The sequence below is a fragment of the Streptomyces luteoverticillatus genome (assembly GCF_003970715.1).
Classification (GTDB): domain Bacteria; phylum Actinomycetota; class Actinomycetes; order Streptomycetales; family Streptomycetaceae; genus Streptomyces; species Streptomyces abikoensis.
Map to the genome: position 1 here is coordinate 308,890 of NZ_CP034587.1, position 24,461 is coordinate 333,350.

Below are 24,461 nucleotides of genomic sequence, written 5' to 3' on the forward strand. Positions count from 1 at the left end.
TGCGGCCGTGCGGCCGGGTCAGCGGAAGCAGTACGAGTCGGACGAGGCGTCGCCGCCCTGCAGGCGCGTCTGGTGGACGCGCAGGCCCTGGAAGTCGTCGCCGTGGGGGAAGAAGCGCGGGTCGGCCGCCAGGCCGCCATGGCCGGTGTCCGCGTCGAGCTTCGCCATCCAGGGCCGGATGCCGCCGGGGTAGAACTGGTCGTCCCAGGCGCCGTACAGCGAGTTCGTGACGTAGACGCGCCGCCCGTCGCGGCTGAGCTCCAGCATCTGCGGCCCGCCGGTGAGCGGGACGTCCGGGGCCGAGGGGTGGGGCTCGCGGCCGACGATGCCGCCCAGCCGGACGGAGGCGGTCCGCCGGGGGTGGAAGGGGTCGCTCACGTCGAACTGGAGGAGCTCGCCGGTCCCCCACGCGGACACGTACAGCCACCGGTCGTCGACGGACAGGTTGATGTCCGTGACCAGCGGTGGGACCGCCCCGAACGGCTTGAGCGCCGGGGGCAGGTCCTCGGGCGCGGCGGGCTCCGCCGGGATCGTGATCACCTTGCGGACGGCGAAGGCCTGCCCGTCCCGGTGCCAGAGCCAGACGGACGCGGACAGGTCCGCCACGCTGACGACCACCCCGGCGAAGCCCCACGTCGCCTCGGGGTCGTGGGCGGGCCGCAGCTCCAGCACCATCTGGTGCTCGTCGCCCAGGTCCACCCGCTGGAGGTGACGACCGGTGCCGAGCTCCCAGAAGTGCAGCGCGTGGCCGTACCCGCGCCGGAGGAGCAGCTCCGCGTCGAGACCGTTCTCGATCATCGACGGGGTGCCCCACTCGCTGGTCACCGCGATGTCGTGGCCCAGGTGCCACCAGACGTCGTACGCCAGGTGCTGCGGCCCCCGGTCGGTCTCCCAGGGGCGCAGCACGTCGAAGGTCTCGTGGTCGAGCAGGGCGACGCCGCCGGGCCCCTCGGCCCCGTAGGCGCCGCCCAGGCAGGAGAGGAAGACCCCGCCGGGGCCGCAGTGCAGGGTGTGGGGGCGCGAGTAGCCCGCCTTGGCGGCCAGCTCGTCGGCCTCGATCACCTTCACCAGGCGCGGGCGGGCCGGGTCGGGGCGGGTGTCGAAGACGTGCAGCCGGGAGGAACGCAGCCCGGGGAGGATCAGGAAGCGTCGCTGGGGGTCGCTGTGGCAGGCGTGGGCGAGCGCGCTGGAGCACGCGTTCCAGCCGAAGTGGTGGAGCTCGTCTCCCAGGTTGGGTAACCGTGCCGTGTTCACCACGCGCCCGTAGGAGGGCGAGCCGGGGTCGGTGTCCACGGTCATCAGCGCGTCGGGCCGCCGGGCCGTGCGGTCGAAACCCACGACGTAGGCGAGCTTCTCGGGTGGCGCGGCGACGGCTTCGGCAGGGGTGCGGTAGAGGGTGGGATCGCTGTGGGACAGGGAATCCGCCATGGCCGGTGAGGGTGCCACATCCCGGCGGGCGGGCCAAGGGAGCGTGCGGGCGTATACGCGCGAGGGCGGCGGCGCCCCGGGGTGGGGTGCCGCCGCCCTTCGCGACGCGTGGGGGTTGTGTGGCTCTTAGTACGCGGAGTTGACGTTGTCCATCGAGCCGTACTTGTCGGCGGCGTAGGCGCAGGAGGCGGTGATGTTGGCGACCGGGTCGTAGATGTCCCAGGAGGTGCCCTCGACGTGATACGCCTTGAACGTCGGGTCGATGATCTGCAGCAGGCCCTTCGACGGCACACCGTTGACGGCGTTGACGTCCCAGTCGTTGATCGCACGCGGGTTACCCGTGGACTCACGCATGACGTTGCGCTTGATGCCGTCGTAGGAAGCCGGGATGCCCTTGGCGCTCAGGATGTCCATGGACTGCTTGATCCAGCCGTCCAGGTTGTCCGCGTAGGCCTTCTTCGCCGGAGCGGCCGGCTTGGCGGCGGGCTTCAGAGCGGCGCGCTCGGTGGAACGGCTCGCGCGGTCCTGGTCGGCCTTGGCGGCGTCGGTCTTGGCCTTCGCGGTGGCCTGGGCCTGGGCGACGGCGGCGTCGGTGGCCTTGTCCAGCTCGGCCTGCTGGGTCTCACCGAAGGAGCCGGCGTTCTGCGCCACCGTCTTCACACCGGTGGTCTCGGCGGCGGTGGCCGGGACGGCGGCCAGGGCGACAGCGGCGCCGGCGGCCACCAGGACAGCGGTGGCGGAGATCTTGTGAGCCTTGGGCAGAGCGGTATAGCCGGAGATGGTGGAGCGCATAACTGAGCTGAACCCTTCCAATCGCTTGCGTCGCAGTGGCCGTCATTGGCGCGAACAAAGAGCGCCGTTTCTCGGTCAGCGGCGCCGTGCGACTCAGCAATTGTTAGCGGCGGAAAAACGCCCTGGCAAAGGTGTGACCTACTACGCCACACCCAAGAAAACCAGGTTCAGACCACTCGCGAATGTCCAATTTGCCCCACCGCGGCACAACGCCCGCCACTACCCCGCCTCGTAGGTGAGCCAGGTCTCATGGCCGGGCTCACACGCCGCACCCTCTTCCCCCACCCACCGCGATCGTCTTCGCACGGTACGTGAGCGGGCCTTCCCGCCCCGCGTAGCGGTCCCTCCGCACCCGGTCGAGGATGGAGAGGAGAAGGAGGTGGGCCCATGTCATCCCCCCTCGACCCCCGTACCGACAGCTCCCAGGCAGCGGCCGAAGGGCTGACCCTCTTCGCGGCCGTGATGATGCTGATCGTGGGATTCCTGGACCTCTTCCGGGGCCTCATGGGCATCGTCCATGACAGCGTCTTCGTCTCCACGCCCCACTACGTCTTCAAATTCAATACGACGAGCTGGGGCTGGATTCATCTGCTCCTGGGAATTCTCGCCATCATGGTGGGCGTCGGGCTGTTCAAGGTGTCGCTCTGGGCCAGGATCCTCGGCATCGCCGTGGCGGCGCTGCTCATCCTCGCCAATTTCCTGTCCATCCCCTACTACCCGCTCTGGTCGATCGTGGTGATCGCCATTTGCGCCTTCGTCATCTGGGGCCTGTGCGTCGTCCGGCACGAGAAGTCTCCGCCCGGTTGACGCCGCGGGCGTACCGTCGGCGCTTTCCTCAGCCCAGCGGCTTCTCCAGCACCGCTTTCCGGTGGCTGAACGTCTCGATCGAGTAGCGGCCGTGGTAGTTCCCCATGCCGCTCTCGCCCACGCCGCCGAACGGCAGGTCCGAGACCGTGAGGTGCGCGACGGGCAGACCGAAGCCGAGGCCGCCGGAGGAGGTCTCGGACGCCAGGCGACGCCGCGTCTCGTCGGATTCGGTGAAGGCGTACAGCGCCAGCGGCTTGTCGCGGTCGTTGATGAAGGCGATGGCCTCGTCCAGGCCGGAGACCGTGACGACGGGGAGGATGGGGCCGAAGATCTCCTCGCTCATGACCGGGGAGCCGGGGTCGACGTCGGCCAGGACCGTCGGTGCCAGGTACTTCGTGGCACGGTCGGCGTCGCCGCCGGTCACCACGCGGCCGGAGTCGAGCAGAGCGGTCAGGCGGTCGAAGTGGCGCTCGTTGACTATGCGCCCGTACCGCTCGGACGTGGCCGGGTCGGTGCCGTACAGCGCCTCGACGGCCCTGATGAGGGCGGGTTCGAGCGCGCGGGCCGTGTCCGGGTCGGTGAGCACGTAGTCGGGCGCGACGCAGGTCTGGCCGGCGTTGAGGAACTTGCCGGACGCGAGGCGCGCCGCGACCGCCTCCAGGTCGGTGTCGCGGTCGACGAACACGGGGGACTTGCCGCCGAGCTCGAGGGTGACCGGGGTGAGGTGCCGGGCCGCGGCGGTCATGACGACGCGGCCGACGGCGCCGTTGCCGGTGTAGAAGATGTGGTCGAAGCGTTCGGCCAGCAGCGCCGTGGTCTCGGGGATCCCGCCTTCGACGACGGCGATCGCGTCCGGGTCGACGTGGCGCGGCAGCAGCCGGGCGAGGACGGCGGAGGTGGCCGGGGCCAGCTCGCTGGGCTTGGCGACGACGGCGTTGCCCGCGGCCAGCGCGCCCACCATCGGGGTCAGCAGCAGCTGGGCCGGGTAGTTCCAGGGGGCGATGACCAGGACGACGCCCAGCGGGTCGTACTGCGTCCACGCCGTCGCGCCCGCGAGGTGCGGCGGGACCGGTGCCGGCTCGGGGCGCAGCCAGGCGGCGAGGTGGTCGAGGGTGTGGTCGATCTCGCGGATGGTGAAGTCGATCTCGGTGCGGAACGCCTCGTAGGAGCTTTTGCCCAGGTCCGCGTGGAGCGCTTCGACGAAGTCCGCGGGGTGGTCGGTGAGCATGGCGCGCAGGCCGCGGAGCTGGGCGACGCGCCAGCTCATGGGCTTGGTGCGACCCGTGCGGAAGGTGGCGCGGAGGCGGGCGACGGCGTCGGCGGGCGGCTCGGGGGCGGGCTGGTGCATGGTGCCTCGTTCTCGGGTGCGGGGGCGGGGGCGGCGGTCCGACCGTTGCTTGACGTCCTCAAGCAACCACTTAGATGTAAAAGCCAACATTTAAAATTGTCAAGTAACCGGGTACCGCGTTCGTAAAATCATCCTTTCGTCAGCTCTCTTGCTCTTCATCCCTGCTCGCGTAGCTTTGACACAAGCTGCTCCATGCAAGGAGGCCGTCGTGGCCGACCTCGACAGCTCCCGGGTCTACGACTGCGCCGACGTACCGGCGCTCGACTTCGACCCCTTCCTCCGAGAGTCCCTGTCGCGGGCACCGGTCTCGCGCATCCGGGTGCCGCACGGGGACGGCGACTGCTGGCTGGTGACCAGGTACGACGACGTCCGGTTCGTCACCTCGGACCCCCGCTTCAGCCGCGACATCCTGGGCCGCTCCGCCCCCCGGATGACCCGGCACACCATCCCCCTGGACCGCGCCGTCAGTTACGCGGACCCGCCGGAGCACGCGCGCGTACGGGCCGTCGTCGCCCCGGCGTTCAGCCAGCGCGCCGTCGACCGGCTGCGGGGCCCGGCGCAGGCGCTGCTCGACCGGCTGATCCACGACCTGGAGGGCGCGGGCCCGCCCGCCGACCTCGTCCAGTACGTCATCTCGCCGTTCCCGCTGGAGATCATCGGCGAGGTGCTCGGGGTGCCCGCCGCGGACCGGCCGCTGTGGCGCGAGTGGACGCAGGTGATCTTCACCCGGGTCCACGACGAGGCCGCCGCGGCACGGGTGAAGCGGGTCAAGGAGTCCGCGCGCGACTACTTCCGCGCGCTCGCGGCCCTGCGACGGGTCGCGCCCCGCGACGACCTGATGAGCGCGATGGCGGCCGCCGTCGCGGCCGGCCGCATCGACGAGGACGAGCTCCTCGCCCTCGCCACCCTCCTCCAGCTCAACGGCTGGCACGCCGTCCGCAACAACGCCGCCAACATGGTGTACGCCCTGCTCACCCACGAAGGGCTGGCCGACCGGCTGCGCGAGCGCCCGTCCCTCGTCCCCCAGGCCGTCGAGGAGCTCCTGCGCTGGGTGCCCCACAAGCACGCGATCGGGCAGCCGCGCGTCGCCACCGAGGACGTGGAGGTCGGCGGAGTCCTCATCCGGGCGGGCGAGTTCGTCTACGTCTCCTACGTCGCCGCCAACCGCGACGAGCGGGTGTACGACGACCCGGACCGGATCGACTTCGAGCGCCGGGGACCGCAGCACGTGGCCTTCGGGCACGGCCCGCACTACTGCGTGGCGCCGATGCTGGCCCGGATGGAAGCGGAGCTTCTGCTGTCGAACCTGGTCACCCGCTTCCCCCGGCTGCGGCTGGCGGTGCCGGCGGACGAGGTGAGCTGGCAGACCGACGTCGTCATCCGGGGGCCGGTGGGTCTCCCGGTCGCCTGGTAGCGGGGCAGAACCTTTCCGCCGCCCCGACGGCACGCCCGGCCACGCGAGCCGGGCGGCCGGCGGGAGCCGGGTCAGCCGTGGCCGGGTCAGCCGTGGCCGGCCGGTTCGGTCAGGCTGGTGACGAACTTGCGCAGGGTGCCCCGGACGACCGGGGTCACGCCGTGGACGAGCTGCGCCCCGTAGACCACGGCGGTGCCGACGGGCGCGTCGACCGTCCAGCGGGCCCGTGGCGTGCCGGCGAGCCAGTCGGCCTCCTGCACGCCGTGCCCCGGCCCGGGGCGGCGGGTGAAGTGCATGCCCATGGCGAAGTCGGTCTCCTGCGGCTCGGCCTCGCCGCCGCACCACACGCTCCCGGAGCTGGTGGTGTCGATGAAGAAGTCGCCGCCCCGCTCCGCCGCGCGGACGACCACGGCGAGCCGGGCGACCCGGCGCGGCCCGTCGAACGCGTGCCGGTCCAGGCCGTGCAGATGGGGCGGGACGCGGTCGCCCACGGCCCCCTGGTACATCCCCCACGGGGTGCAGCCCGCCAGGGACGGCGCGACCCGGCGGACGGCCGGCAGCGCGCGCCGGGCCGCCTCGGCCAGGACGTCCTGGACCTCCGGCACCGGGAACAGCTCCTCGTAGCGCGCCGCCCGCGCGACCGTCCACGGCACCTCGTCGAGGTGGGCGTCCACGAGCTTGTTGAGCCGGGCGATCTCCTCGGCGGTCAGGAACTCCTCCACCGAGTGGGTGATCAGTGTTTCGCTGACATGGATCACGAGCGCGTCTCCCCTTTCCTTTCTCTTCGCTCTCTGCGCCGGATCTCACCGCGCACGAAGGGACGTCACGAAGACACGTGACGCCCCCAGGCAACCCCGGCGGTCGTCCGGGTCGCCAGGAGGCGCGGACGGCGCACCCCAGCACCCGGCGGGCGCACGGCGCGCGCTCCCGGTCGCGGGTGCCGCCGCCGGTGTCACACCGGCGAAACGTCACTGACACACGGGGCGGAATAGACGCCCTGCTCGGGGAGTTGTCCGCTGACACGACACACAGTCACCCACTTCGGAAGGACGCTCCATGAAGATCGGCATCATCGGCGCCGGCAACATCGGCGGCAATCTCACCCGGCGTCTCACCGCTCTCGGCCACGAGGTGTCCGTGGCCAACTCGCGCGGCCCGCACACCCTCACGGAACTCGCCGAGGAGACGGGCGCCACGCCCGTCACCGTGACCGAGGCCGCGCGCGGCGCGGAGGTCGTGGTGGTCACCGTCCCGCTGAAGGCCGTACCGGACCTGCCGTCCGGTCTCTTCGAGGGGGCCGCGGAGGGCTTCGCGGTCATCGACACCAACAACTACTACCCCAAGGAGCGCGACGGCCTCATCGCCGCCATCGAGGACGGCCTCACCGAGAGCCGCTGGGTCGAGCGGCAGCTGGGCCACCCGGTGATCAAGGCGTTCAACGGCACGTACGCCCAGGACATCCTCGACGCGCCGCGCCCCGAGGGCGACCCGGAGCGGCTCGCGCTCCCGGTGGCCGGGGACGACGAGGCGGCCAAGCGCACGGTCCGCGCGCTCATCGGCGAGCTGGGCTTCGACACCGTCGACGCGGGCGGGATCGACGACTCCTGGCGCCAGCAGCCCGACACCCCCGTCTACGGGCTGCGCGCGGGCGTCGAGGCCGTCACCAAGGCTCTCGCCGAGGCGTCCCCGGAACGGCCGGCGGCGTTCCGGGCGTAACCCGGGGGCCGGGCTCCACGGCCCTGGGCGTCTCGGCCCGTCCGGCCGTGTTGACCACCTCGAACGGCAATTCCCCCTCAAGCGGCCCCGGTCGGCAGAACCGGCGACGCCATGACCGGCGTCGTGGGCTAGAAGAGCCACCGTCCAGTCCATGGGGGAGCACGGGGTGAGCACGGAGATCTACTTCGCGAACAACTACCGGGATCTGTGCGAGCAGCACGGTACGGCGTCGGGTTTCCAGTTCGAGTTCTACTGCTGGCGCTGCCACGACACCTGGCGCTCCCCCTTCGAGCCGTACCGGGGCGGGCGGCTCGCCGGGTGGCTCAACCGGGGCATCGGGACGGCGTCGGGGCTGCTCGGCAGAGCGTGGTGGGGGGTCACCAGCGCCGCCGAGGGGCTGGCCGGCTCGGGCTGGGGGAACGCGCGCGACGCGGCGTTCCAGCGGGCGATCGGCGCGGCCCAGGGCCATTTCAACCGCTGCGCGCGCTGCGCCACGTACGTGTGCGGCCGCTGCTGGCACCAGGAGCAGGGCCTGTGCTTCACCTGCGCCCCGGACAGCGCGGGCGAGATGATGGCGGCCCGGCAGCGGGGCGTCAACGACATGGTGACGCAGCAGGCGTACGACGAGGGTCAGCGGCAGGGCAAGGTGCAGGACGGGCAGACGGCGCGCCAGCTCGTCTGCCCCCGGTGCCGCGCCGAGTGCCACGGGGGCCGGTTCTGCCCCGGCTGCGGCTACGAACTCGCGCAGCAGGCTTCGTGCTCGTCCTGCCGGGCCACGCTGCCGGACGGCGTGACGTTCTGCCCCACGTGCGGCCAACGCCAATAGGACCATCCGTCCCTCCTGTCACACAATGCTCATGAAGTCCTGGTCAACCCGGTATCGCTCGACGTCATCTCAGTGATCACAATTGACGTCAGGATGAGCCATCTCTTCGAGGAGCGACCGGCCCTTGAGCAAGCACCGGCATACGTCACGTCCGCGCAGTCGCAGCCGAGGGAAGGAAGGAGCGGCGGCCGGGCGGCGGCTCGTCGACTATCCGCGCCGGGGCAGACGCGGGGTGCGGCGGTGGTTGCCGTCGTGGCGGCTGACTTCGGCCGTGTTCGTCCTCGGCGCGGGCGGGACGGCCGGGCTGTTCGCCTATGTGTACACGAGCGTCGACATCCCCGACGAGAACGTGGCGGCCCGTCAGGAGGCCAATATCTACTACTGGTCCGACGGTACGCAGATGGTGAGCACCGGCGCCCTCAACCGGACCATCATCCGGCTGTCGGACGTGCCGAGTTCCGCCCAGAACGCGGTGATAGCCGCCGAGAACGAGAGCTTCTACCGTGACTCCGGCGTGTCCTTCAAGGGCTTGGCGCGGGCCGTGGTCAGTACGGTCCAGGGGCAGGAGACCCAGGGTGGCTCGACCATCACCCAGCAGTATGTGAAGAACACCTATCTCTCGCAGGAGAAGACCGTCTCCCGCAAGGCCAAGGAGTTCGTCATCGCGCTGAAGGTGGACCGTTCGAAGAGCAAACAGGAGATTCTTCAGGGCTATCTCAACACCAGTTGGTTCGGGCGCGGCGCCTATGGGATCGACGCGGCCGCCCAGGCCTATTACGGCATTCCCGCGAAACAGCTGAATCCCAGTCAGAGCGCTTTGCTGGCCTCGCTGCTGAAAGGCGCCGAGCTGTACGACCCCTCCACGGGGCCGAAGAACCACGAGCGGGCGCTGGAGCGCTGGGCGTGGATCCTCGACCGGCAGGTCGCGACCGGCCGGATGTCACGCGAGGAACGGGAACGGTACCGGACGTTCCCCGAGCCGCTCAAGAAGTCCACGTCGACCAGCCTGGGCGGCCAGACCGGCTACCTCGTGGACGTCGTCAACAAATACATCAAACAGCGCGCCCTCCTCACCGACCAGGACCTCGCCCACGGCGGCTACCGGATCCACACCACGTTCGACAAGGACCGGACTCGTCAGCTGACGAAGTCGGTGGAGAACGTGCTGGAGCGGGACATCGACCCGAAGAAACGTGACACCGACGCGCACGTCCAGGTCGGCGCCGCCTCGGTGCGGCCCTCGGACGGCGCGCTGCTCGCGCTGTACGGGGGCCCGGACGCCACCAAGCGGTTCGTCAACAACGCCGACACCGCCGGCGTCCCGTCCGGCTCCGCCTTCAAGCCGTTCGTCCTGGCCGCCGCCCTGAGGCACGGCGCGCGTGCCTCCCGGGACGGCGAGCGGCAGGACGTGACCTCCGGCAGCCACTACGGGGACGACGGCACGCTCGTCCAGCCGTCCGGTGACGCCCCCGGGCCCGACGACGCGCACCCCACGCTCCGCCAGGCCCTGGCCACCGGGGGCAACGCCACGTACGCACGGCTCGGCCGGGACGTGGGGCTGGAGCGGGTGCGGGACACCGCCGTCGCCGCCGGACTGCTGAGGGACAGCATGGCCCCGCTGGACGACACCTTCCCCATCGGCACCTCCACACCCAGCGCGATCCGCGTGGCGGCCGGCTACGGCACCTTCGTCAACCGCGGGCTGCAGAACGACCCGTACTCGGTGACCAAGCTGGTGAAGGACGGCCGGTCCGTCGGCGGCTTCGAGAGCAGGGCGAAGGCGAGCCGGGCGCTGCCCGAGGGCGTGGCGACCGAGGTCGCGGACTCCCTGCGCGAGGCCGGGGAGCAGAGCGTCGGGGACGCGCAGGGCGTCGACGAGCGCACCGCCCGGGCCGTCGGCCCGTTCGCGGCGGGCCGGACCGGGGACCAGGACCGGCTCCGATCGGCATGGTTCGTCGGCTCCACAGAGGAGCTGTCCACGGCGGTGACCATGTTCCGTACGAAGCCGGACGAGCCCCAGTTGCTGCCCATGTCCGATGTGGGCGGTGCGGATTCACGGCGTGGAAGCGTCTTCCCGGCCCGGATCTGGACGGATTACATGGGTGCGTACGTGGCGTCCAGGAATTCCCGGGGGAAATCCTGAGCCGGGCGGGGCCGGGCGGACCGGACGGTACTGGTGTGCCGTCCGGTGTCGTCCGCTCATGTCATTCCGCATGGATAGACGGATCGCGGCGCGGGGAGAATCGGTGAAGATGCTTACACAAGGGCAGGTTTCTCCATTCTCATTTGACTTCACGAAATAGGGGGGAATCGTGGGTTCGAAAGTGACCGTCCTCGGGCTGGGGGCGATGGGGACGACACTGGCCGGGGCCTTTACGGCGGCCGGCCACCGGACGACCGTCTGGAACCGGACCGCGGGCAGGGCCGACGCCCTGAAGGAGCGCGGCGCCGTGGAGGCGCCGTCGGCCGCCCGGGCCGTGGCGGCGAGCCCGCTGGTCGTGATCTGCGTGACGGCGTACGACGCGGCCCAGGACGTCCTCGGCCCGCTGGCCCCCGGCCTCGCGGGCTCCACGCTCGTCAACCTCACCTCCGGCTCGCCGCCGCAGGCGCGGGAGACGGCCGCCTGGGCGGAGCGGCACGGCATCGCCTATCTCGACGGCGCGCTCATGTCGACGCCGTCGGGCATCGGCGATCCGGACTTCCTCCAGCTCTACAGCGGTCCGCGCGCCGTCTTCGACCAGCACCGCGAGACGCTCGCCGCGCTGGGCCACCCGGTGCACCTGGGCACCGACCCCGCCCTGCCGTCCGTCTACGACAGCGCACTGCTGGGCCTGCTGTGGTCCACGCTGATGGGCTGGCTGCACGGCGTGGCGCTCATCGGCGCCGAGGGTCCCGGTGGCGGGGTGACGGCGACGGACTTCACGGACGTGGTCAACCACTGGATGAAGAGCGTCGGCGCCCTGATGAACAGCTATGCCTCGCAGATCGACGCGGGCCGCTATCCGGGGGGTGAATTCCCCCTGACCCTCCACCTTTCGATGATGAACCTCCTCGCCCACGCGAGCGAACTGCGCGGCGTGGAGCCGGGTCTGCCGGATCTCCTCCAGCGCTTGACGAGCCGCGCGGTCGGGGCCGGTCACGGCGACGACAGTTACGCGCGGCTGGTCGAATTCGTCCGCAAGAGCGAGAACCACTGAATCGCTAGGCTGTCCGGATGATCATTCCCACGGCGCGGGAGATACGCGCGCTGCATGAGAAGTACGCGCCGACGCCGGCCGCGCTGGAACTCGTCCACACCCACTGCGAGATCGTCAGCCATATCGCGGAACAGTTGCTCCCGCGTACCGGTCACCGGCTGGACGCCGGTCTCGTGCGCGCCGGTGCGCTGTTGCACGACATCGGTGTCTACCGGCTCTTCGACGCGTCGGGCCGGCTCGATACGCGCGACTACGTCCGGCACGGCGTCCTCGGGCACGAGATCCTGCGGGGTGAGGGGTTCCCGGAGCGGCTGTGCCGGTTCTGTTCGTGCCACACGGGGGTGGGGATCTCCCGCGAGGACATCCATCACCAGAAACTCGATCTGCCCGTCGCCGATTATCTGGCCGAGACCGGCGAGGAGCGGTTGGTGATGTACGCGGACAAGTTCCATACGAAGAGCACGCCGCCGAAGTTCCTCTCCGCCGATTCCTACGCCGTCCATGTGCGGCGGTTCGGCGAGGACAAGGTCGGCGTTTTCAACGACCTCCGCGCCCGGTTCGGCGAACCGGATCTCGCGACGCTCAGCGAGCGCTACGGGCACGCGCGGGCGTAGAACGCACTCCGCGCGCCGTTCGGCGCGCGGAGGCGTCCCACCTGTCGGGCCCTAGGCCGGTACCCCCTCCAGGACCCCCTCCGGTTCCCCGGCGCGTTCGGCCTCGTCGCGCTCCTCCGCCTGCCCGGCGGCCACGACGGTGGCCAGCAGGGCGTCCACCTGGGCGGGGGTGGTGTGCGGGTTGAGCAGGGTGAGCTTGAGCCGTACGCGGCCCGGGCCCCGGCCGGGGAGTTCGGTGCGGCCGACGACCGCCCGGCCCTCCGTCAGCAGGCGGCGGCGCAGCGCCGCGTTGACGCGGTCCGCGTCGGCGGGGAGGCCGGAGGCGGGCCGGTAGCGGAAGACGGCGGTGGTGAGCACCGGGGTCGTGTGGAGCTCCAGCAGCGGGTGGGCCCGGACCGTGGCCGCGGCGTGGTGGGCGAGGTCGTGGCAGGTGTCCACGAGCCGGCCCAGTCCGGTGCGGCCGAGGGCCGCCAGGGTCGCGGCGATCTTGAAGGCGTCGGGGCGGCGTGTGGTGCGCAGGGAGAGGCCCAGGAGGCTGGGGTAGCCCGCTTCCTCGTCGTCGGCCGGGTTGAGGTAGACGGCGCGGCGGGCCAGGGGGGCGTAGGTCTCGGCGCGCCGGACCAGGAAGACTCCGGCGGGGGCGGGCTGCCAGCCCAGCTTGTGCCAGTCGAGGGAGAGGGAGTCGGCGCGTTCGACACCCGCCAGGAGGGGGGCGAGCCGGTCGGAGAGCAGCGCCCCGCCGCCGTAGGCGGCGTCCACGTGGAGCCAGACGCCGTACCGTTCGGCGATGTCGGCGAGCTGCGGCAGGGGGTCGATGCCGCCGGTGTCGGTGGTGCCGGCGGTGGCCACGACCGCCACCGGGGTCTCGCCCCGGCCGACGGCCTCCTTGAGGAGCACGTCCAGGGCGGCGGGGTCCATGCGCAGGTCGCGGTCGACGGGCACGGCGGTCACGGCCCGTTCCCCCAGGCCGAGGACGGCGGCGGCGCGCTGGACGGAGAAGTGGGCGGCCTCGGAGGCGAAGATCCGGGGGCTCAGGTCCCGGGGCAGTCCGCCGAGTTCGGTGGCGTGTCCGCCGGCCCGGCCGAGGGCGTGGTCGCGGGAGAGCATCAGGCCCATGAGGTTGGACTCGGTGCCACCGGAGGTGATCACGCCGGCGGCCGTCGCCGGGTCGTAGCCGACGAGGGCGGCGAGGTCACGCACGAGGGCGGTCTCGAGCTCGGTCGCGGCGGGTGCCTGGTCCCAGGAGTCCTGGGAGGGGTTGAGGGCGCTGACGGCGAGGTCGGCGGCGACCGCGAGGGCGAGCGGCGGGCAGTGGAGATGGGCCGCGCAGGCGGGGTCGGCGGGGTCGGCGCTGCCCCGGGTGAGCAGGGCGGTGAGCCGGCGGAGGACGTCGTCGGGCACGGCGGGTTCGCCGGCGCGGCCTCGGGCCGGGTGGTTCCCGTCGTCGGCGAGGGCTTCACCCGGGTGGCCCTGGCCGCTGGGCTCGGCCGGTTCGCCGGTGGCGCTCGTGGCCCGGTGCTCCCGGTCCCCGAGCGCGGCCGCGACGAGGGCGGCGACCCCGGCGGGGCCGCCGGCGGGCAGCGGCCCGCCGCGGAGCGCCGCGCCGTCGGCGAGGCCGGCCAGCACCGCGTCGAGCAGCGGCCGCAGGGCGTCGGGTCCGGCGACACCGCCGGAGAGGGCGGCGCCTGCCGGCAGGCCGGGCGCCGCGCCGCCTCCTGACAGGCCGGGAGCCCCTGCCGTGCCGGGCGCGGCCGTGCCGTCGGACAGGGCGGACGACGCGATGCCCTCCGGGACGCCGGGCGCCTGGGACGAGCCGGACCCGCCGGGCGCGGCCGTGCCGCCCGCCACCGCGCGCGTGGCCGACGGGCTCGCGACGCGTGCCGTGTCAGCGCTGTCCCGCAAGGGACCGTCACCGGGAGTGGGGATTTCGCGTGTCACGCCCGGCCCCCCGCGATCTCCGTGCCCGTCGCCGCTTCCTCGATGGCGTCGGCCAGCCGGTCGAGCACCGCTTCGGCCTGCTCGTCCGTGATGGTCAGCGGCGGCAGCAGGCGCAGCACGGCGTCGTGCCGGCCGCCGAGTTCGACGATCAGGCCGCGGCTGAGGCAGGCGGCGCGGACGCGGGCGGCGAGGTGGGGGTCGGCCGGGCGGGCGCCGCAGGTGTCGGGCTCGGCGGCGGGGTCGACGAGTTCGACGCCGAGCATCAGGCCGCGGCCCCGGACGTCGCCGATGACCGGCAGCGCGGCACGGAGGCTCTCCAGGCGGGCCGTCATCCTCGCGCCGACGAGCGCGGCGCGCTCGGCGAGGCCTTCGGCGGCTATGTGGCGCAGGGTGGCCGCGCCGGCGGCCATGGCGAGGGTGTTGCCGCGGAAGGTGCCGGTGTGGGCGCCGGGCTGCCAGCCGTCGTAGTCCTCGCGGTAGACGACCACGGCCAGCGGCAGGCTGCCGCCGATGGCCTTGGAGAGGACCATCGCGTCGGGGAGGATCCCGCTGTGCTCGACGGCCCACATCGCGCCCGTGCGCCCGGCGCCGGTCTGGACCTCGTCGACGACGAGCGGGATGCCGCGCTCGGCGGTGATCCGCCGCATCTCGCGCATCCACGCGTCGGGGGCCGGGACGACGCCGCCCTCGCCCTGGACGGCCTCCAGGATCATCGCGGCGGGCGGCAGCACCCCGCCCGCCGGGTCGTCGAGGAGGCGCTCGACATAGGCGGCGGACAGTTCCGCGCCGCGCTCGCCGCCCACGCCGAAGGGGCAACGGTAGTCGTAGGGGTAGGGCAGGCGGGTCACCTCGCCGCCGCTGGGCAGCGGCTCCTTCACGCCGACGTTGCCGGTCACGGCCAGCGCGCCGGCGGTCATCCCATGGTAGGCGCCCGTGAAGGCGAGGAGGCCACGGCGGCCGGTCGCGGTCTGCATCAGCTTCAGGGCCGCTTCGACGGCGTCGGTGCCGGCGGGGCCGCAGAAGTGGACGCGGGCGCGGTCGGCGAAGCCCTTGGGCAGGCTCTCGAAGAGGGCGCTGGTGAACTCGTCCTTGTCCGCGGTGGCGAGGTCGAGCATGTGCAGCGGGGCGCCGCTGTCGAGGGTCCGCCGGATCGCCTCCAGGACGACCGGGTGGTTGTGGCCCAGCGCGAGGGTGCCCGCGCCGGAGAGGCAGTCCAGGTAGCGCCGTCCGTCCGCGCCCTCCACCGTCATGCCTTCGGCGCGCACCGGCACGATCGGGAAGGTACGGGCGTAGGTGCGGGCGGAGGACTCGCGGCTGTGCTGCCGTCGCAGGACGGCGTCCTTGGCGTCGAGGGCGTTGCCGGTGGCGAGGGTCATCGGGTAACTCCTGTGGATCCGGGCAGACGTGGGGCCCGACGCTTGCGGAGCGGTCGTGGGAGCCGGGCGGGAGGGAGAAAGGGGACGGGAAGGAGTCAGCCGAGCGGACGGTCGACGCGGTCGGCGAGGTGGGCGGGGGCGGCTATGCCCTCGGCCAGCGCGGGGTCGGCCTCGAGGGCGCCCCAGGTCTGCCGGAGGGGCAGGACGCCCGCCCAGACGCCCAGTTCGGCGTCTGGGCCGTCGCCGTCGTCGGGCGGGCCGGTGCGGACCTTCACCGAGGCCTCGTCCAGCGACAGCGCGAGCAGGGCGGTCGCGGCGAGTTCCTTGCGGCTGGGCCGGCGGGCGTAGTCCCACTGGCCGGGGGTGACGTGCTCGGTGAGGCAGCGCAGTCCGGCGAGCTTCTCCTCCGGGTCGGCCACGGCTCTCGGCACGCCGTAGATCATGGCGCTGCGGTAGTTGACGCCGTGCTCGAAGACGGAGCGGGCCAGGACCAGTCCGTCGACGTGAGTGACCGTCAGGCAGACGGTGGCCTCGGGCGAGGCGACGAGGCTGCGGCTGGCGACGGAGCCGTGGAAGTAGATCGTGGTGCCGTCCGTGCCGTAGACGGTGGGGACGACCATGGGCGCGCCGTCCACCATCACCCCCAGGTGGCACAGGAATCCGGCCCGGAGGATGGCGTCGAGTTCGGCCCGGCTCGTGCCGCCCTGCTCGCGCAGGCGGCGGTGGCGGGTGCGTTCGGTCACGGCGAGGGTGTCGGACGGTTCGGTGGCCTGATCTGGATCATGTTCGAACACGATGCGTCAGCCTGCCCGTCCTGCGGGCTTTTGGCAAGAGATCTCTTGCCCCGGGGGCCACGGCCGCGCCGAATCCATCGTGAGCAACGCAAATACCAAAGGATTACTTGCCTTTCGCTGCCACGTGGGCAAAGGTGTTCGAGCGGTCCGTCCTGTGACGAACCTCCGCCTCCGGATCCTGGAACCCCTGGCACGAAAGAGTGGGAATGACGACAGAGATGCACTCCCCGGCGGAGCCGCTCGACCTTCTGGGCGTGGGAATCGGCCCGTTCAACCTGTCGCTCGCCGCGATGGCCGACGGCGTGCCCGGTCTGCGGACGGCCTTCCTGGAGCGGACGCAGGAATTCCGCTGGCATCCGGGGCTGATGATCGACGGTACGACGCTCCAAGTCCCGTTCCTGGCCGACCTGGTGAGCCTGGTCGACCCGACGAGCCCCTGGTCCTTCCTCGGCTACCTCAAGGCGATCGGGCGGCTCTTCCCGTTCTACTTCTCCGAGCAATTGCACATCCACCGCGCCGAGTACGACGCGTACTGCCGCTGGGTGAGCGAGGAGCTGGCCCAGTGCCGTTTCGGCCACCAGGTCGACGCCATCACATGGGACGAGCGGCACCGGGTGTTCACCGTCGACTACACCTACGAGAACGGCGACGAGGTCCTGGCCGGCCGGGGCCACACCCGCAACCTGGTGCTCGGCATCGGCACGGAACCCGCCATTCCGTCGATGCTGCGGCCGTTGACGGACGACCCGGCCGTCCCCGCCTTCCACTCCGCCGACTACCTCTCCCGCCGCGCGGAGCTGCTCACCAAGCGCCATGTCACCGTGATCGGATCCGGCCAGTCCGGCGCCGAGGTCTTCCTCGACCTGCTGCGCGCCCGGCCCGACGGCGCCGAGGGCCTCCAGTGGATCAGCCGCTCCCCCTCCTTCGCCCCCATGGAGTACTCGAAGCTGGGCCTGGAGCAGTTCACCCCGGACTACACCCGCTTCTTCCGCCGGCTCCCCCAGGAGACCCGCGACCGGCTGCTGCCGCAGCAGTGGCAGCTGTACAAGGGCATCAGCGGCGAGACCATCGGCGACATCCACGACGAGCTCTACCGGCGCACCCTGACCGGCGGCTGGCCCGACGCCGTCCTGCGCCCCGCCACCGCCGTCCGCGGCGGACGGACCCATGAGGGGCGGATCGAGCTGGAGCTGGAGCACGTCCAGGAGGGCGGCCGCGAGACGGTGACGACCGACGCGGTCGTCCTCGCCACCGGATACGCCGAGCGCCCCAGCGACGGCCTGCTGCGCGGCCTGGACCCCTACCTCGTCCGCGACTCGTCCGGACGCCCGGTGGTCGACGCCGACTACCGGCTGGCCCTCGACGGTCCGGTCACCGGCTCCGTCTTCGTCCAGAACGCGGAACGGCACACCCACGGCGTCGGCGCCCCCGACCTGGGGCTCGCCGCCTGGCGCTCGGCCGTCATCCTCAACACCCTCACGGGCCGTGAGGTCCACCCGCTGCCCTCGCGCACCGCGTTCACCACCTTCGGGATCCCGCACGCCGGACGGTCCGCCGAGGGCGCCGGCGACACGGCCGGCTCGGCCGCCCACCGCTGATCCCCCGTTCCTCTTCCCGCTTCCCTACCCTCCGGAGCAGCCATGCTGATCAGGAAGACGGGCGAAGACCAGCTGGTCGACGCCTACGGCATCCGTTTCCAGCAGATCTACCCCAACGGCGGTGAGGAACTCGCTCCCTGGGGCGTGGGCCGCGCCGTGGTCGAACCGGGCGGAGCCACCGAGCCGCACCACCACGAGGACCACGAGATGTTCGTGTTCCTCTCCGGCCACGGCGTCCTGACCGTCGACGGCGAGGAGTGCGAGGTCGGCCCCGAGGTCACCGCGCTGCTCCCGGCCGGCAGCCTCCACCACGTGCGCAACGCCAGCGACACCGAGCGGCTGGTCTTCCTCTCCGTCTACTGGCCCACGGACCACGGCCCCATCGACCTCTGAGTCCCATCGGCCCCTGAGTCCCATCGGCCTCCGAGTCCCGCCGCCGTCCGCACCCCCTCTCCGCCGAGACTTCCGATCCGGAGCCCCGCCATGCCCTCCTTCACCCTGGTCACCGCCGCACCGCCCACCCCCAACGGCGACCTCCACCTCGGCCATCTGTCGGGCCCCTACTCGGGCGCCGACATCCGGATCCGCGCCCACCGCCTGCTCGGCGCCGACGGCCTGTTCGTGACCGGCTCCGACCTCCACCAGAGCTATGTGCCCACCAAGGCCCGCCGGGACGGCACCGACCCCCTGGAGATGGCGGAAGGCTTCGCCGACGAGATCGCCAGGATCTTCGACTCCGCCCGCTTCACGCCCGACGCCTACGTCCGGCCCTGGCGCTCGGAGCTCCACCGGAGCATCGTCGGCGAGTTCTTCGCCCGGCTGTACGACCGGGGGGCGCTGCGCGTCCGCACCGAGCAGGCCCTGTTCTGCGGCGACTGCGAGCGCTACCTCTTCGAGGCCCACCTCACCGGCAAGTGCCCGCACTGCGGCAGCGCCAGCGACGGCAACTCCTGCGAGAACTGCGCGCTGCCCAACCGGGTCACCGACGTCGTCGCGCCCGTCTGCAACGCCTGCGGCGGCACGCCCGAGGAGCGGCCCGTCGAGCGGCTGGTCTTCCCGCTGAGCGAGTACGCCGACCGGCTGCGCGCCTTCCACGCGGCCACCGCCATGAGCCCGCAGCTCGAGGCCCTCTGCGCGGACATGATCGAGCGGGGCCTGCCCGACATCCCCGTAGGCCACCCCACCGACTGGGGCCTGCCGATGCCCGTCCCCGGCTTCGAGGACCACCGGATCTACGTCTGGGCCGAGATGATGCCCGGCTACTTCGCCGAGCTGGCCGAGGCGCTGCGCGCGACAGGCCGGGACGCGGACGAGTGGCGCTCGGTGTGGAACGACCCGCGGACCGAGATCGTCCAGTTCTTCGGCTTCGACAACGGCTACTTCCACGCCCTGCTCCAGCCGGCGCTGCTGATGGCCTACGACCCCGACTTCCAGCTGCCCCGGGCGCTGGTGACCAACGAGTTCTACCAGCTGGGCTCGTCCAAGTTCTCCACCAGCCGCCGCCACGCGGTCTGGGCGAACGATCTGCTGGCCGCCGTGCCCGCCGACACCGCCCGCTTCGTCCTCTCCCACGACCGCCCCGAGAGCGAGCGGACGTCGTTCGGCTGGGAGCGCTTCCACGAGCTGGCCGACGGCGAGCTGGCCGGGCGCTGGCAGTCCTGGCTGACCGACCTGTTCACCCGGATCGAGACGCAGGCCGGGGGGGCGATACCGGCGGGCGACCCGCTGCCCTCCCAGGAGCGGTTCCTGCGGCTGCTGGAGCGTGTCGCCGAGGACTGCCTGAACGCCTACTCCGCCGCGGACTTCTCCCCCCGCCGCGCCACCCGCCTGCTGCGCGAACTGGTCAGCCTCGCCCAGGACTTCGCCGCCTCCCAGAGCCGCACCCGCGACTCGGGCGCGGGCTCCGGCCGGGCCGGCGCCGCGCTCGCCGCCGAGGCCGCCGCCGCGCGGACGCTCGCCCAGCTCGCCCACCCGGTCATGCCGGACTTCGCGAGCCGGCTGTGGACCGCCCTCGGCGAGACCGGCGAGCCGCGCTGGGACGGCGTCCGGACGCCCGCCGCCGGCGTGCGCGTCGACACCGCGGCCCGCTTCTTCACCCCGCTGCCCGCAGACCTCGAAGCGCGGGTCATGGCGTCGTGACCCGTACGGCCCTGGTGGTCGGGGCGGGGGTCTTCGGCCTGGCCACCGCCCGCGCGCTCGCCCTCCGCGGCTGGTCGGTGCGCGTCCTCGACCCCAACGAACCCGGCACGGAGGGAGCTTCGAGCGCGGAGACCCGCATCCTGCGGCTCTCCCACGGCACCGACGACTGGTACACGGACCTCGCCCACCGGGCGACCACGGGGTGGCGGGAGCTGGAACGGGAGTCCCGCCGACGGCTCCTGCTGCCCACCGGCGTCCTCACCCTGGGTCCCCGCGACGGCGACGGCTGGGAGCGGGCGAGCGCGGCAGCGCTGCGCCGCCTCGGCGTACCGGTCGAGACGCTGACCGCCGCTGCCGTGACCCGCCGCTTCCCGGGCTTCGACGGCGGCGGGAGCGGCACGGCCCTGTTCGAGCCGGAGGCCGGCGTGCTCCTGGCACGGGCGGCGACGCGCGCGCTCGCCGGGTCCGCCCGGGAGCGGGGGGCGGAGTTGCTGCGCGGGGCCGCCGTGCCCGACGGCGGCACGGCCGTCGTGGACGGCGAGCCGCTGCGCGCCGACCTGACCCTCTGGGCGGTCGGGCCGGCGCTGCCCGCGCTGTTCCCCGGGCTGACCTCGGTCCGCCCGTACCGCCAGGACTGCTGGTACGTGCGGCCCCGGGGCCCCTGGGCGGGGGACGAGGCCGGGGCTGGGACAGGGTCCGGGTTCGGGGGCCGGCCGGCCTGGCTGGACCGGGCGCACGGCTGCTACGGGATCCCCGCGGTCGGGGAGCTCGGCGTCAAGGTCGTACCGGACGTGGAGACCGACCCGCGCGCCGCCACGGATCCGTCCCCCGGGGAGATCCCCCGGGCCCTGCGGGAGTACCTCCGCGCCCGGCTCCCCCACCTCGCCGACTCCCCCGTCCTGCGCCGCGAGGTCTGCTCGTACGCGCTGATGCCGGACGAGCACTTCCTGCTCGCCCGGCATCCGGGCCGCCGGGACGTCTGGCTGGTGGGCGGCGACTCCGGTCACGGCTTCAAACACGGGCCGGCGTGGGGCGAGTACGTGGCCGACGTCGTCGAGGGCCGGTGTGCGCCCCTGCCGCGCTTCGCCCTCCGCTGAGCCGCGAATTCACCGGTCCGTGGCCGTCCGCGTCCGCCCGACGGCACGGCGTGACCAAGTCGGGAGATTCTTAAGTTACTTAATGAGGCCCTCGGGGTTTTCGGGACCAAAGTCCCTAGGCGGCACGGGCATAAGCGGAATCCAATGATCGACAAGCAACTCGCCCCCTCCGCCACCAACCCCAAGAAGGTACGGAATTCAATGAGTTATGTCTCCCGACGACGCGTTCTCGCGCTCGCTCCCGCTGTCGGAGTCGCCGCCGCCGTCCCCCTGTCCGTAGCGACCGCGAGCGCGGCCGGCGCCGCTCCCCGCGCGCAGGCGAGCGCCAAGGGCAAGGGCGCCGTCCGCTCGCTCCAGGAGATATCGGACGAGTGGGGGAAGTGGCTGGCCAGGGAGAGATTCCCCAAGTCGAACGGCTGCCGCTTCACCGCGTCCACCGACTACGGCAAGCAGAGCGCCCTCGGCGACTACCACCAGCACCAGGTCTCCGCGAAGTACAGCGGCATCGTCTACGACCCCAACGCCCCCTCCCCCGTGCCGGGTCAGGTCAGCTCCGTCGCGACCAACTACCGCAACGGCACGGACGTCGAGCAGCAGGTCACCTACAAGCAGAGCAAGACCACCGAGCAGGACCTGCGGATCTCGGTCACCGAGTCGCTGAAGATCGGCGTGACCATGGAGGTCTCGGCGGAGATCCCCGCCGTCGCCAAGGTCAGCGAGACCACGTCGATCGAGGCCAGCCTCTCCTCCACGCAGGAGTACACCCACAAGGAGACGCAGAACTGGAGCGTCGACCTCCCGCTGAAGATCCCCGCGAAGTCGGTCGTCGAGGCGTCGCTCGTGGTCGGCACCCAGAAGTACGACATCGACTGGACCGCCACCGTCAGCCTCAGCGGAAACGTCGCCATCTGGTTCAACGAGAAGGTCGACCTCAACCACGACGGCGACAACCACTGGCTGTGGTTCGTCCCCGTCGAGCAGGTCCTCCGTGACTGCCGGGACAACGGCATCGTCGACGTGACCGGCTACGAGATCACGGCGGACGGCGTGAGCGCCTTCGCGAGCGGCAAGTTCAGCGGCGGCCAGGGCGTGTCCCTCAACATCAACGCCGTCCAGAAGCCGCTCGACGGCCGGCAGAAGCGCGGCGTCGAGACGCAGACGATCCCCGTCGCCCTCGACCGGACCGGAAAGAAGGCGAGCGTCCCCGGACGCTGAGCCTCCTCTTCATCTGGCTGATCTTGGTCTGCCTGCGCGGCCGGGGTCCGGGAGAACATGCGAGAGCACGGTGACCCATGGGGTTGCCGTGCTCTTCGTGTACCGGAAGGAAGAGGGAAGCATGAACACCCGAATACGCTTACTCGTGGCGGTCTGCGGCGCGACGCTGACCGGCTCGCTGCTCGCCGGCCCCGCGACCGCCGCTCCGGCGGAGGACGGCCGGGGCCGCGTCCCCACGGCCGCCATGGGAGCGGGCGGCGGGACGAAGGCAGCCGACCTCCGGGCCAAGCTGTGCACGGGCGCGTTCGACACGAAGAACCCCCAGCTCGGCCCCGCCGCCAACACCCTCCCCGGCCCCTCGGCCAAGCCCGTCGGACCGCTACTCAAGGGCTACAAGAGAACCGGAGGCCTCAAGCCCGACGCGTTCCTGAACACCTACTGGACCGCCAAGCCCACCTGGTGGTACCCGCCGGACGACGGCTTCGCCAAGCACGGTGGCAAGCTCGACAAGAACAAGACGCAGCTCAAGGCCGGCCAGAAGCTCGACCGCTTCGGCCACGAGGGCGGCTCCTTCCTCGCCCCCGCCGGCGCCCCGTACTCCCAGCGCGCCCTGCCGCCGGACAGCCTCCAGACCATCGACGACAAGTACCCCTGCAACTACCACGTCTACACCGTCGCCAAGGCCTTCACGGTCTGGCAGGGCGGCATCGCCGCGTGGTTCGAGCAGCCGGGCGGCGGCCAACAGATCCAGCTCGACCCGGCCCTGGTGCCCGGCGCCCCCACCCCGAAGCTCAGCGTGAAGTGGCTGGTCGACAACGGCTACCTCAAGCGCGCCGACACGAGCACCGGCTCGAGCGCCGCCACGAGCGCCACGACGGGATGACCGAACCGCTGGACCGGCGGCGGGCGTGCGCGGCGCTGCGCGCGGCAGGGGTGAACGACCGCCTCTATTCCATCGAGGGCGTTCACGAGCCCACGGCGCCGCTGCCCGACTTCCACTTCCTGCGCCTGCGCGCCGGGATGTGGGAGACCGGTCTCTTCGAACGCGGGGAGTACGCCGTGACGGCCCGCTTCCCCGCGTCGGAGGAAGCGGCCGCCTGCGGCCATCTGTTGCGGCACCTGCTCCCCGGCGAAGAATGAGCCGGGCATCCACGCCCCCCGCGACCCTGCGAACCCTGCGAAACGAACCGACCGCGCAAGGACACCACCATGCCTCACGACAGCACGGACCCCGTCGCCGCGGCGCGACGCTACTACGACACCGGTGACGTCGACGCCTTCTACGCCCGGATCTGGGGTGGCGAGGACATCCACACCGGGATCTACACCCACGAGCGGGAGCCCGTCGCGGCCGCCTCCCACCGGACGATCGAGCGGGCGGCCGACAAGATCGCGGAACGCCTGGCCCGGCTCGGCCCGGAGTGCCGGATCCTCGACCTGGGCTCCGGCTACGGCGGACCCACCCGCTACCTGGCCGAACGCTTCGGCTGCCGCGTCGTCGCCCTCAACATCAGCGAGAACCAGAACGAGCACCACCGCAGGGTCAACGCCGAGCGCGGGCTGGACGGCCTCATCGAGGTCGTCACGGGGTCGTTCCAGGACATTCCCTTCGCGGACGGGCACTTCGACGTGGTGTGGTCCCAGGAGGCGTTCTGCCACAGCGGCGATCGCCAGGGGCTGCTGCGCGAGGCGGTCCGCGTGCTGACTCCCCAGGGCGACCTGGTCTTCACGGACCTGATGGCGGGCGAGGACACCCCTCCGGAGGCCCTGAGCCGGACGATCGCGCGGCTGGAGGTGGACGCCCTGGCCACCCCTTCGTTCTACCGCGGCAGGCTCACGGCGCTCGGGCTGGCGCGGGTCGACTTCGACGACCTGAGCGAGCAGCTGCTCACCCACTACACACGGCTCACCGAGGAGACCCGGCACCGGGCGACGGAGCTCGGCGGCGTCATCAGCGCCGGCTATCTGGCGGGTCTCCTGGAGAACCTGCCCCTGTGGGTGGACGCCTGCCGCGACGGCCTGCTCCGCTGGGGCATCTTCCACGCACGCCACGCGCATGCCGCATGACGTGCGGTGACGGCGAGGGGGCCGCGATGTGAGCCCGGCCATGAGAGCCGGGTCACATACGAGGCGGGGTAGTGGTGGGCGCTTCCGCACGGTGG

General features: G+C 72.1%; 21 protein-coding genes and 1 pseudogene. 15 read left to right on the forward strand and 7 right to left on the reverse strand.

Annotated features, from left to right (window positions below):
• Nucleotides 1-18: 18 nt before the first annotated feature.
• Together EKH77_RS01395 and EKH77_RS01400 are read right to left on the reverse strand one after the other, a co-directional pair.
• Nucleotides 19-1,428, reverse strand: a complete 1,410-nt coding sequence (locus tag EKH77_RS01395; protein ID WP_126912610.1) for a selenium-binding protein SBP56-related protein — start codon at nucleotides 1,426-1,428, stop codon at nucleotides 19-21.
• Nucleotides 1,429-1,554: 126 nt separating this feature from the next.
• Nucleotides 1,555-2,220 (reverse strand): transglycosylase SLT domain-containing protein, encoded by a 666-nt coding sequence (locus EKH77_RS01400; RefSeq protein ID WP_126912611.1) that lies wholly within the window; start codon nucleotides 2,218-2,220, stop codon nucleotides 1,555-1,557.
• 387 nt (nucleotides 2,221-2,607) lie between these two features.
• Between EKH77_RS01400 and EKH77_RS01405 the strand changes: the two genes are divergently transcribed.
• On the forward strand, nucleotides 2,608-3,027 hold the full coding sequence (locus tag EKH77_RS01405) for a DUF7144 family membrane protein (protein ID WP_126912612.1): 420 nt from the start codon (nucleotides 2,608-2,610) through the stop codon (nucleotides 3,025-3,027).
• 28 nt (nucleotides 3,028-3,055) lie between these two features.
• Here EKH77_RS01405 and EKH77_RS01410 read toward each other — a convergent pair whose 3' ends face one another.
• Nucleotides 3,056-4,375: an aldehyde dehydrogenase family protein gene (locus EKH77_RS01410; RefSeq protein WP_126912613.1), complete on the reverse strand. Its 1,320-nt coding sequence runs from the start codon at nucleotides 4,373-4,375 to the stop codon at nucleotides 3,056-3,058.
• A gap of 208 nt (nucleotides 4,376-4,583) precedes the next feature.
• Here EKH77_RS01410 and EKH77_RS01415 point away from each other — a divergent pair, with 208 nt between their 5' ends.
• A complete protein-coding gene (locus EKH77_RS01415) occupies nucleotides 4,584-5,789 on the forward strand; it encodes a cytochrome P450 (protein ID WP_126912614.1) in 1,206 nt (401 codons plus the stop codon).
• 86 nt (nucleotides 5,790-5,875) lie between these two features.
• Here EKH77_RS01415 and EKH77_RS01420 read toward each other — a convergent pair whose 3' ends face one another.
• The gene (locus EKH77_RS01420; protein ID WP_126912615.1) at nucleotides 5,876-6,547 is read right to left on the reverse strand and encodes a hypothetical protein; all 672 of its coding nucleotides are present in this window, start codon (nucleotides 6,545-6,547) and stop codon (nucleotides 5,876-5,878) included.
• A gap of 289 nt (nucleotides 6,548-6,836) precedes the next feature.
• Here EKH77_RS01420 and EKH77_RS01425 point away from each other — a divergent pair.
• The 5 genes and pseudogenes from EKH77_RS01425 to EKH77_RS01445 form a co-directional block, all read left to right on the forward strand.
• Nucleotides 6,837-7,505 (forward strand): annotated as a pseudogene (locus tag EKH77_RS01425) (NADPH-dependent F420 reductase); the annotation flags it as partial.
• A 166-nt stretch (nucleotides 7,506-7,671) separates the two neighbouring features.
• Nucleotides 7,672-8,331, forward strand: coding sequence for a zinc ribbon domain-containing protein (locus tag EKH77_RS01430; RefSeq protein ID WP_206279789.1), 660 nt, complete (start codon nucleotides 7,672-7,674; stop codon nucleotides 8,329-8,331).
• 124 nt (nucleotides 8,332-8,455) lie between these two features.
• Nucleotides 8,456-10,474, forward strand: coding sequence for a transglycosylase domain-containing protein (locus tag EKH77_RS01435; protein ID WP_126912618.1), 2,019 nt, complete (start codon nucleotides 8,456-8,458; stop codon nucleotides 10,472-10,474).
• A gap of 169 nt (nucleotides 10,475-10,643) precedes the next feature.
• A complete protein-coding gene (locus tag EKH77_RS01440; RefSeq protein WP_126912619.1) occupies nucleotides 10,644-11,528 on the forward strand; it encodes an NAD(P)-dependent oxidoreductase in 885 nt (294 codons plus the stop codon).
• Nucleotides 11,529-11,545: 17 nt separating this feature from the next.
• On the forward strand, nucleotides 11,546-12,142 hold the full coding sequence (locus EKH77_RS01445; protein WP_126912620.1) for an HD domain-containing protein: 597 nt from the start codon (nucleotides 11,546-11,548) through the stop codon (nucleotides 12,140-12,142).
• A gap of 51 nt (nucleotides 12,143-12,193) precedes the next feature.
• Here the strand turns inward: EKH77_RS01445 and EKH77_RS01450 are convergent, their stop codons facing one another.
• From EKH77_RS01450 to EKH77_RS01460, 3 genes are all read right to left on the reverse strand, one after another.
• Nucleotides 12,194-13,864 carry a pyridoxal phosphate-dependent decarboxylase family protein gene (locus tag EKH77_RS01450; RefSeq protein WP_430981021.1) on the reverse strand — a complete coding sequence of 557 codons (1,671 nt, stop codon included), beginning with the start codon at nucleotides 13,862-13,864 and terminating at the stop codon, nucleotides 12,194-12,196.
• A gap of 212 nt (nucleotides 13,865-14,076) precedes the next feature.
• Nucleotides 14,077-15,456: a diaminobutyrate--2-oxoglutarate transaminase gene (locus EKH77_RS01455; protein ID WP_126912621.1), complete on the reverse strand. Its 1,380-nt coding sequence runs from the start codon at nucleotides 15,454-15,456 to the stop codon at nucleotides 14,077-14,079.
• 95 nt (nucleotides 15,457-15,551) lie between these two features.
• A complete protein-coding gene (locus EKH77_RS01460; protein ID WP_240667170.1) occupies nucleotides 15,552-16,199 on the reverse strand; it encodes a pyridoxamine 5'-phosphate oxidase family protein in 648 nt (215 codons plus the stop codon).
• Between the two features lie 257 nt (nucleotides 16,200-16,456).
• Here EKH77_RS01460 and EKH77_RS01465 point away from each other — a divergent pair, with 257 nt between their 5' ends.
• The 8 genes from EKH77_RS01465 (at nucleotide 16,457) to EKH77_RS01500 (ending at nucleotide 24,366) form a co-directional block, all read left to right on the forward strand.
• Entirely contained in the window at nucleotides 16,457-17,848 is a 1,392-nt protein-coding gene (locus EKH77_RS01465; RefSeq protein ID WP_126912623.1) for a lysine N(6)-hydroxylase/L-ornithine N(5)-oxygenase family protein, read from the forward strand.
• Between the two features lie 42 nt (nucleotides 17,849-17,890).
• Nucleotides 17,891-18,241 (forward strand): cupin domain-containing protein, encoded by a 351-nt coding sequence (locus EKH77_RS01470; protein WP_126912624.1) that lies wholly within the window; start codon nucleotides 17,891-17,893, stop codon nucleotides 18,239-18,241.
• Between the two features lie 90 nt (nucleotides 18,242-18,331).
• Nucleotides 18,332-19,987 carry a methionine--tRNA ligase gene (locus tag EKH77_RS01475; RefSeq protein ID WP_126912625.1) on the forward strand — a complete coding sequence of 552 codons (1,656 nt, stop codon included), beginning with the start codon at nucleotides 18,332-18,334 and terminating at the stop codon, nucleotides 19,985-19,987.
• The gene (locus tag EKH77_RS01480; RefSeq protein ID WP_164737691.1) at nucleotides 19,984-21,084 is read left to right on the forward strand and encodes an FAD-dependent oxidoreductase; all 1,101 of its coding nucleotides are present in this window, start codon (nucleotides 19,984-19,986) and stop codon (nucleotides 21,082-21,084) included. The genes EKH77_RS01475 and EKH77_RS01480 overlap by 4 nt, the downstream gene beginning before the upstream one ends.
• Before the next feature lie 144 nt (nucleotides 21,085-21,228).
• Nucleotides 21,229-22,299 (forward strand): ETX/MTX2 family pore-forming toxin, encoded by a 1,071-nt coding sequence (locus tag EKH77_RS01485; protein WP_240667171.1) that lies wholly within the window; start codon nucleotides 21,229-21,231, stop codon nucleotides 22,297-22,299.
• 121 nt (nucleotides 22,300-22,420) lie between these two features.
• Nucleotides 22,421-23,182: a TNT domain-containing protein gene (locus tag EKH77_RS01490; RefSeq protein WP_126912626.1), complete on the forward strand. Its 762-nt coding sequence runs from the start codon at nucleotides 22,421-22,423 to the stop codon at nucleotides 23,180-23,182.
• On the forward strand, nucleotides 23,179-23,439 hold the full coding sequence (locus tag EKH77_RS01495; protein ID WP_126912627.1) for a hypothetical protein: 261 nt from the start codon (nucleotides 23,179-23,181) through the stop codon (nucleotides 23,437-23,439). The genes EKH77_RS01490 and EKH77_RS01495 overlap by 4 nt, the downstream gene beginning before the upstream one ends.
• A gap of 69 nt (nucleotides 23,440-23,508) precedes the next feature.
• Nucleotides 23,509-24,366: a class I SAM-dependent methyltransferase gene (locus EKH77_RS01500; RefSeq protein WP_126912628.1), complete on the forward strand. Its 858-nt coding sequence runs from the start codon at nucleotides 23,509-23,511 to the stop codon at nucleotides 24,364-24,366.
• Nucleotides 24,367-24,461: the final 95 nt, after the last annotated feature.

Coding starts and splice junctions, on each gene's coding strand:
- EKH77_RS01445 (WP_126912620.1), top strand. CDS start 11,546: ATGATCATTCCCACGGCGCGGGAGATACGCGCGCTGCATGAGAAGTAC.
- EKH77_RS01475 (WP_126912625.1), top strand. CDS start 18,332: ATGCCCTCCTTCACCCTGGTCACCGCCGCACCGCCCACCCCCAACGGC.
- EKH77_RS01405 (WP_126912612.1), top strand. CDS start 2,608: ATGTCATCCCCCCTCGACCCCCGTACCGACAGCTCCCAGGCAGCGGCC.
- EKH77_RS01410 (WP_126912613.1), bottom strand. CDS start 4,375: ATGCACCAGCCCGCCCCCGAGCCGCCCGCCGACGCCGTCGCCCGCCTC.
- EKH77_RS01485 (WP_240667171.1), top strand. CDS start 21,229: ATGATCGACAAGCAACTCGCCCCCTCCGCCACCAACCCCAAGAAGGTA.
- EKH77_RS01490 (WP_126912626.1), top strand. CDS start 22,421: ATGAACACCCGAATACGCTTACTCGTGGCGGTCTGCGGCGCGACGCTG.
- EKH77_RS01400 (WP_126912611.1), bottom strand. CDS start 2,220: ATGCGCTCCACCATCTCCGGCTATACCGCTCTGCCCAAGGCTCACAAG.
- EKH77_RS01495 (WP_126912627.1), top strand. CDS start 23,179: ATGACCGAACCGCTGGACCGGCGGCGGGCGTGCGCGGCGCTGCGCGCG.
- EKH77_RS01455 (WP_126912621.1), bottom strand. CDS start 15,456: ATGACCCTCGCCACCGGCAACGCCCTCGACGCCAAGGACGCCGTCCTG.
- EKH77_RS01470 (WP_126912624.1), top strand. CDS start 17,891: ATGCTGATCAGGAAGACGGGCGAAGACCAGCTGGTCGACGCCTACGGC.
- EKH77_RS01500 (WP_126912628.1), top strand. CDS start 23,509: ATGCCTCACGACAGCACGGACCCCGTCGCCGCGGCGCGACGCTACTAC.
- EKH77_RS01465 (WP_126912623.1), top strand. CDS start 16,457: ATGACGACAGAGATGCACTCCCCGGCGGAGCCGCTCGACCTTCTGGGC.
- EKH77_RS01395 (WP_126912610.1), bottom strand. CDS start 1,428: ATGGCGGATTCCCTGTCCCACAGCGATCCCACCCTCTACCGCACCCCT.